Source organism: Paraburkholderia sp. A1RI_3L (genome assembly GCF_048957895.1).
In the GTDB taxonomy this organism is placed as follows: domain Bacteria; phylum Pseudomonadota; class Gammaproteobacteria; order Burkholderiales; family Burkholderiaceae; genus Paraburkholderia; species Paraburkholderia kururiensis.
In genome coordinates, this window is the sequence record NZ_JARCHA010000060.1 from 1 (window position 1) to 757 (window position 757).

General features: G+C 69.5%; 1 pseudogene. It reads left to right on the forward strand.

Going from position 1 to position 757, the window contains the following annotated elements:
- Nucleotides 1-633 (forward strand): annotated as a pseudogene (locus PXJ20_RS32865) (hypothetical protein); the annotation flags it as partial.
- Nucleotides 634-757 lie beyond the last annotated feature (124 nt).

Sequence of the window (757 nt, forward strand, 5' to 3'; positions counted from 1 at the left end):
CATCTGCCGCTCGCGAGCCTTCCGCTCATGCTCGGCACAGGCCTCGCGGACCTGCCGGGCGCGGTGCCGTACCTCAAGGCCGATCCGGCGAAAACGCAGGCCTGGGAAGCCCGTCTGGGGCGTGGCCGCCCGCTGCGCGTGGGACTCGTATGGACCGGCAGCCACGACCATCAACGCAATGCCATGCGATCGGTCGATCCGCTCGCCTGTGCCCAGGCCTTTGCCGCCATCGAAGACGTCACGTTCATCAACCTGCAGCTCGATGCTGCGGCAGACGTAGAGCGTATGCACGACGCCGGCCTTGCGCTTGTCGACCACACGGCGGAACTGGGCTCGTTCGACGATACGGCCGCGCTCGTGGCCAGCCTCGACCTTGTCATCACGGTGTGCACGTCGGTTGCGCATCTCGCGGGCGGTCTCGGCGTGCCGGTCTGGGTGCTGCTGGACGTGAATCCGCACTGGCCCTGGATGAGCGGGCGCACCGACAGCCCCTGGTACCCGAGCGCCCGGCTGTATCGCCAGCCGGCCTATGGAGCGTGGTCTCCGGTCTTCGACGCGCTCGCGCGCGACCTCGCAACACTGGCGCACGAGCACCGCGAGCACGCCGCAGCCGCGGGCCGCACCGCCGCGTGAGGCACGCATGGAAGACGAGCTTGCCGGTTCCGCCCCGACGCAGCCGGATGCGTTTCGCTTTCCGGGCCTGCAGGTGGAGCCGCACCTGGCACGACGATGCGACTGGCCGTTCTACCTGAGCCGC